Source organism: uncultured Vibrio sp. (assembly GCF_947488985.1).
GTDB lineage: Bacteria > Pseudomonadota > Gammaproteobacteria > Enterobacterales > Vibrionaceae > Vibrio.
The window spans coordinates 1-225 of record NZ_CANLBV010000395.1 but is presented as its reverse complement, the minus strand read 5'-3'; the positions used below and the strand labels follow the sequence as shown (position 1 = coordinate 225).

The following is a 225-nucleotide window of genomic DNA, read 5'->3' as shown; positions in this document are numbered from 1 at the left end:
TGCGGGAGCCGGATTTGAACCGACGACCTTCGGGTTATGAGCCCGACGAGCTACCAAACTGCTCCATCCCGCGTCCGGATGCATCATTTAAGTTGATGAGACTTGGTCTCTTGCGAGACACCTTAAGAGTTTGACTTCCTAAAGCTTTAAACTGGAGCGATACATCGGGTTCGAACCGATGACCTCAACCTTGGCAAGGTTGCGCTCTACCAACTGAGCTAGTAT

Annotated in this window: 1 tRNA gene; it reads right to left on the bottom strand. The window is 51.1% G+C overall.

Annotated features, from left to right (window positions below):
• A tRNA-Met gene (locus tag Q1A70_RS20725) sits at positions 1–73 on the bottom strand.
• Positions 74–225: the final 152 nt, after the last annotated feature.